A 7,124-nucleotide genomic window follows, 5' to 3' on the forward strand; every position below is an offset into this window, starting at 1 on the left:
TCACAAAGCAACCCATTCGTCCCAATAAACAACCGATTCCTGCCTGAAACTGACCATACTGCACGAACTCATCCGCCGTCAATGAAGAAAATCACCTTCATGCAAACGCCGTATTCAGGACATTTGAGAGCATCAACATCCCATACCTTCTTGAGAAGAACAGCCCACAACTGTCTTCTTCTGCGGTGCAATAAAGCTGACGTGTACAGGAAGACGGATAATGAGACGCTTTCAACCAGTCCCATCTGACGATATCACCATGAATGGACGGTAGATACCAGAGCGAATCTTTGTCTCGGGGAAGAGGGCTGAATGGATACCTTCGGAGGATTTAAGAGATTCTAGTATTCCGGGAGTCATATTCCTCTCACCGATACCGTTCAGTATTAGCAGCGAGAAAGGAAGGTCCTCCTGACCGGTGATGAACATCCCAGGCTCGCATCCCAGCCAGGAGATTAGACTATTGGAAGAGATAGATGGGCAGACCAGCCCCGCAAGCTCCATCTCTCCTGCCTTTTCAAAGATTTCAAGGTCGGCGGGACTGCTTGTAAAAGCAATGTCGCCTTTCTGTAAAGATGTTCCGATAGGCTTGAGTTTCCCACGAACGGTTCTGCCGAAGCCCAGTACTCCCGGCAGTTTCAGGCCTGTGCATTCCATGTTGACCGTTCTGTTCAAAAGTGTGCTGGTAATTCCTCCGGCAAGTGGGCTTTCAATCACTATCGGGGTCATGTTGTACTGAATAGTAACAGTGCCGAGTATATGATCTATATCAGTTACAAAACCCGGACCAGGAGCCGTGCACATGCTGACCGGAGGATCATTTGCAATCAGTTGTCCTCTGTACACGAAGTCACCGGTCGAGACCCGCAGGAATTTGCTCATCTGCCCTGGCTTTATCTCCATTTTCCGGCATACTGTAACTACATGGGGCAGGTCATCTTGTTCCATGTCCTCTTCCATTATCACAACACCAGGAGGTAGAATTTTTGTTATCCTTCCATTCATAGGGCTGTTGTATACCGCCAAGTACTGTCTGGTGCTGTGCTTAAAGATACTGTCTCCAGTTTTAACCATATCCCCCGGTGATACATTAACGGCCCTCCTGATCTCTTCATCACTCAGGCCGGAAGGCCACGATCTGGCGGTGTTGACATCCAGAACGAACTGTCTGGGAGGAATCTCTGTGATCTGTCCCAGGCACTGTCCGGGCTCAACAGTATCATTTTCCTGTACATTGAGCATTCCAGAGAAGGGCAGAGACATGCCGAATCGGATCTTCTGTTCAACTGGAGAATCGATTTCCCGGTGTGATAGCTGTACAGTTTCTTTCCCGAAGGTGTTTCCCTCCCGGAAATCCATTGGTAGAGGGTCATTTTTTCTTCTGCAATCTATCAGAAGAGGTAAACCATCGGACACATTTTCCAATCCCGGGATCCGGGGTCCAAAGACCTGTATGGTTATATCAGTTGTGTCTTCCAGGTAGAGATATCCGCCGGCTCGTACGGTTTTCCTTCTGAAGGGTCCTGTGATATCCACGAATTTGCTCGATATCCTGCAGGATGGGCTGAGTACTCTGCAGACCGGCTTGAGGCAGTCATTCAGATAGTATTTCAGGGCAGAAGAAGGAAAGCTCTGAAGCAGTGCGCCAAGATGGGGGCTTCTGAAGAAACTATCCACATAAAGAGTGGTGAGTCCCGGCGGTCTGAATGCCTCCGCCAGCATCCAGGCTGCCCTTTCTGGAGATGAGTGGGAGAATATGCCCCCCGCTCCTATGAGCATATCCAGACCGTCAAGCCGGAATCTATTTCCGGAGAGAGTGCTCAGAGGTGGATTGATGGCAGAGGGGGGACTGATCCCGATCATCTCCCGCCAGGACAGTCTGCCAGCGTCGTATGCCACATCAAGATGATGATTCCAGGCTGTTCGCAAACCTTCAACGGCAATTGCAGCTTCTATTACGCAGGCCGTTTCACAACGGGGAAGAGTCGTGGGGAAGAGGGTTTTGCCCATTATCCAGCTCCTGGCGGTCTCGGAATCCACTCCGGGTATGTGACGAAGTACAGCAGGCAATCCTACTTCAGCCAGTGTGTTTGTCATGCTGAATGACATTCCGATATTGGCGGCCACAGTACGCTGCAGTTTGCCGTCCGCCACTGTGAAGATGTCTGTGGTCGCTCCGCCCATGTCCACCATAAGAGCACCTTTGCCCATCTCCCTGCTGCACACCTCAAGTATTCTGGAAACACCCATGGGCGTTGGCACCACGGGCGCGGATACCAGATCGAGCAATCGGGGATAACCGGGAGCTCTCTTCATTACATGCTCCATGAACAGACTCTGCACTGCCATGATCGCCGGTCTGGGATTGATCTCATGATTTCCCGGAACCACATTCTCGGTAATCTGCATGTCAAAACTATTGCCCAGTGCCTGCCGCACATATTCATGGGCCTTCACATTTCCGCAGAAAAGTACCGGCAGCTTGCCTGACCCGTACTTTGGTTCCGGTTTAGCGAGACTGAGCATATAGGCCATGGTTACAACACCGGATACCGCGCCACCATCGGTTCCTCCGGCCATGAGCACCAGATCGGGATTAAGACGGCTCATCTTATCGATCAGATTAAGCCTGCCTCCCCGGCTGTCCATTGCGAATGCACCGGAGATGACCGCCCCTGCTCCGTATGCCGTTGATTCAGCTATCCGGCAGGAATCTGCCAGCGTGTACCCGATTACAAGAATCTGCAGACCTCCTCCTGCAGAGCTGGTGGTATAGTAGGGTACAGTGAAGGAGTCACCTTTGATCAGAATAAGACCCGTCTCATTCTCCAGCCGACGGACTGCCCTGAATAGACCCACCATGACATCTGAGAACGGCGGCTCGACCGTTGTGGGTTCCTGTACAGCACCCACCGCAGTAAAAGCACCGTCAGACAGGTCAAAAACAACAGCTTTTGTGGTTGTGCTGCCTATATCACTGGCAAGTACTATCAAATGGATTCCTTCGAGTAGAATATGATAATCAGGTTCATATTCGGAGTATATAAAGCGCAGGAGGATATTGGTAAAGCAGGTAATTGACTCCTTCAGATATCTTCCAGAATATTGTAATTCGGACAACATCATACGGCAGGAAGTATATTAAGCATAGCTCAAAGGTATCATCATTCATCTGTCGTGAAAGGAGTCCTCAGTGGATGGTGTTTTCCTGAGTGCCCTGCTGCCGCCCCTGAAAGATCTGATCATGGGCAAAAAAATGCAGGAAGATCGGCAGACCGGTTGTAAAGGATGGGTTCGGTCTCCTGTTCGATGACGGTATCCTTGTTCTGAGCGCCAGACCGGATTCACCAGGACTCTGGTGGAACGGGACCGGGAAGATGACTGAACTGCCTGTTCCGGTATGGAGCCATCACCTTGAAGAGGCTGAGGTCATGGATCTGCTTCAGCCGGGTGCTGACAGGATACTGCATATATGCTTCAAAAGCGGTCTTCTCTACGGGTAATAGGAAAGTGGAATTTCCTCAATCTTATTAGCTGCTCACAAAGCAACCCATTCGTCCCAATAAACAACCGATTCCTGCCTGAAACTGACCATACGATGTGAAACACACGCAGTCAAACATACCTTTCCGTTGATTTTCACTGATTCTCACTGGAAGCACTACATCATGGCGCCAGTAACCGTAGCGCTTGGAAAAGCGTTCGGCATATGCATCCCTGAAATCTTGGTAATGGGCATCCAGTAATCTGGATAAAATATCTGGAGAGTACAGAACTGACTAAAATAGCTGATGTACTTCGTAAATTATTCAAACAATACTGTTGATTAAAATTATTTGCTTGGATTAGCCTGTATGCGTAATTTGTTGACAATAGTTATAATATTTATGATACGCTGAGGAACATGACTGAACTGGATTCTATTTACTCAGTAAATCAAGGGAGAAAATTATGGCAAAAGGGCATGTGCAAGGAAAACTGCAAAAAAGAAACCTCAAAAGACCATGAAAGAAAAACGACTTGAGAAAAATGAAAAAAAGCAGACAGATCCGCACAAAGAACGTAAAATGACAGGTTTTTTATTCTTTATCTTTATGAATGTATAACCTTCGTGTGGAATTGGAATAATGAACTTATCAAGAGGTTTCAATCCGGATATTTTGCCTGGCTCTGCAGCTAAATTCAGTTTGCTGCAAGTTGAAACAAACAGTCGTAAATGGAGTGTAATTAATGCCTATCTATGAATACAAGTGCAGTAAATGTGGGAAAATCTTTGAACATCTTGTAAGAAATTCATCTGAACCCGAACCAAAATGTCCAGAGTGCGGGGCTGAGAATCCCGAGAAGCTATTCTCCGCGTTCAGCACCGCGGCAAACCATGGAAGTGACGTTTCTTCCTGTCCGACCGGAACTTGCCCTCTGGGGTGAAAGGAAAAAATCTTAACAATAGGAATCTTTATTTCAAGCCGTTCCGGTAAAATCTCACGAAATCGGTAATAGGAAAGTGGATTTCCCTCAATCTTATTAGCTGCTCACAAAGCAACCCATTCGTCCCAATAAACAACCGATTCCTGCCTGAAACTGACCATACGATGTGAAACACTCGCAGTCAAACGTACCTTTCCGTAGATTTTCACTGATTTTCACTGGAAGCACCGCATCATGGTGTAGTACCCCCCTGAAGCCGGATCGCTGAAAACTTACCCAGCCTCTATCTCTGGAACATCGTCTTTCCAGGGAACGTAGTCTGCGCATGGTTCGCAGACCAGTTCCAGAGGCACAGTCGGAGGTCTGGGATCTTCCCAGAGATCAAGGTGTTTCAGGATACGTCTGATGACAAACGGTTACTCTATGAAAGAGATGACCTTCATCTGTCCTCCGCACTTCGGGCGAGATCTATTTTCAGGAAGCTGTAAGCTCCGGCTCCAGCGTCCCTGTAGACTTCATCGGATGCATGGAGCGGACTGAAGAGGACCGCAGCGAGGAGCAGACAGAGTGTCTTTGTCATCATTCTCCTTCGATACACTCGGGGCTATCGGGACACAATCACCATTATCTAGCCTTTAGCCCGTGGTTTGACAATAGTTCCCCATTGATGAGACAACACGGGAGGTTGGATTGAGTTCTGTCTTCTTCAGGAGAACAAGTGTCCTGACCAAAGCCTGATGAACAGAATCCGGCAGCTGATCACTAACGGTAGAGCAGAAGTCTGGTCGTGGCCTGAGATTCAGTAGTTTCGAGCTTCAGCAAGTAGACACCGGAACAGACATCCACCGGATTCCATAGGACAGTGTGCTGCCCTGGTGTACACAAGCCTTCTACGAGTGAAGCTACCCTTCGACCTGCAAGATCATAGACAGACAGAACTGCGCGTCCTCCCGTTTGCGTGCGATAGTCAATCGTTACCAGCCCTGTGGATGGATTTGGATAGCATTCTACTGATGTACAGAGATCAGGTTCATCTGATTCGATTCCAACCTCTGGAGCTGTTTTGATCAGCCATACATCAGCAGAGCCGGCGCCGTAAGACCTGGTGTATCCTGCGATTGCATATCCGCCGTCTGAGGTCTGCTGAACGGAATGCCCCTGATCCCAGTTGGAGCCGCCATAGGTTATATCCCATTGCATATCCCCTGAAGGATCGGTCTTGATAAGCCAGACATCAGCACCACCAGCACCAAATGATGTAGTGTATCCCGCAATGATGTAGCCGCCTTCAAAGGTTTCCTCCACCGAATAGCCTTTATCGGTGTAGGGCCCGGCAAAGGTCCTGTCCCATTCCATATTCCCTGAAGCATCGGTCTTGATAAGCCAGACATCTGTACCACCAGAGCAATAAGAGTCAGTATGTCCAGTCATGACATATCCGCCATCAGAGGTCTGTTGTACAGAACGAGCCTGATCCCAGTCGTACCCGCCAAATGTATTATCCCACTGAATATTCCCCCAGGCATCGGTCTTGATCAGCCAGAGATCAGCAGAACCTGCGCCGTATGAGTTGGTGTACCCAGCCACAATATAGCCACCATCAAAGGTCTGTTGAACGGATAGGCCTGCATCTGAAGCTGAACCGCCACAGAAACATGTCCATTGATAATTCCCGGAAGCATCGGTCTTGATCAGCCAGACATCCATGCCGTCTGCAATAAAAGACGAGGTGAATCCCACTATGATATAACCGCCATCAGAGGTCTGCTGAACAGAGCGGCCTTCATCATGGTTGTAACCGCCTAATGGCTTGTCCCACTCCAGGATTCCTGAAGCATCGGTCTTGATCAGCCAGACATCCCTGTCACTGTCACCATGCGAAAATGACTCTGTGAATCCCGTGATGATGTAGCCGTCGTCGTCGGTCTGCTGAACGGAATAACCGTAATCGGAGTCGGATCCCCCAAAGGTCGCATCCCATTGAATGTTACCTGAGACATCGGTCTTGATAAGCCAGACATCTTCTTCGCCAGCTCCATAAGAGCATGTTAGTCCGGCAATGATATATCCATCGTCTGATGTCTTATCAAAGGAATGGCCATATTCATTACCCGAGCCGCCAAAGGTCTCAGTCCATATGGTGCTCGGCTGAGCAAGGAGTTTTGCCTGCGGGATGAAGAACAGGACGAGGATAGATGCTTTGAGAAGAGCCCCCATCCTTTGTTGCGTCATGTTTTTCATGATAACATCACTTTCAATTAGCGGTTATGCCGGATTTCCATATTGACACAACCAGCTGCATATCCTTCAAATACCTCCATAAATAAGAAAGGTAATAGGAAAGTGGATTTTCCTCAATCTTATTAGCTGCTCACAAAGCAACCCATTCGTCCCAATAAACAACCGATTCCTGCCTGAAACTGACCATACGATGTGAAACACTCGCAGTCAAACGTACCTTTCCGTAGATTTTCACTGATTTTCACTGGAAGCACCGCATCATGGTGTAGTACCCCCCTGAAGCCGGATCGCTGAAAACTTACCCAGCCTCTATCTCTGGAACATCATCCTGCCATGGAATGTAATCCACGTTGGGTTCACACCAGTTCCAGAGGCTCCGGAGGAGGCCTGGGATCCTCCCAGAGATTCAGGTGCTTAAGTATAAGCCTGATGACTGAGGGCTGTTCTATGAAGGA

Annotated in this window: 4 protein-coding genes; 1 reads left to right on the plus strand and 3 read right to left on the minus strand. The window is 48.7% G+C overall.

Features of this window, described 5'->3' with window-relative positions:
• Positions 1-231 precede the first annotated feature (231 nt).
• Positions 232-2,994 carry a glutamate mutase L gene (locus tag K8S15_04995; GenBank protein MCD4775394.1) on the minus strand — a complete coding sequence of 921 codons (2,763 nt, stop codon included), beginning with the start codon at positions 2,992-2,994 and terminating at the stop codon, positions 232-234.
• A 1,236-nt stretch (positions 2,995-4,230) separates the two neighbouring features.
• Between K8S15_04995 and K8S15_05000 the strand changes: the two genes are divergently transcribed.
• Positions 4,231-4,428, plus strand: a complete 198-nt coding sequence (locus tag K8S15_05000) for a zinc ribbon domain-containing protein (protein ID MCD4775395.1) — start codon at positions 4,231-4,233, stop codon at positions 4,426-4,428.
• A 439-nt stretch (positions 4,429-4,867) separates the two neighbouring features.
• Here the strand turns inward: K8S15_05000 and K8S15_05005 are convergent, their stop codons facing one another.
• Complete coding sequence (locus K8S15_05005) at positions 4,868-5,011, minus strand: hypothetical protein (protein MCD4775396.1); 144 nt, start codon at positions 5,009-5,011, stop codon at positions 4,868-4,870.
• Positions 5,012-5,190: 179 nt separating this feature from the next.
• On the minus strand, positions 5,191-6,669 hold the full coding sequence (locus K8S15_05010; GenBank protein MCD4775397.1) for a T9SS type A sorting domain-containing protein: 1,479 nt from the start codon (positions 6,667-6,669) through the stop codon (positions 5,191-5,193).
• Positions 6,670-7,124: the final 455 nt, after the last annotated feature.

The organism is Candidatus Aegiribacteria sp. (genome assembly GCA_021108005.1).
Lineage (GTDB): Bacteria > Fermentibacterota > Fermentibacteria > Fermentibacterales > JCC-6 > Aegiribacteria.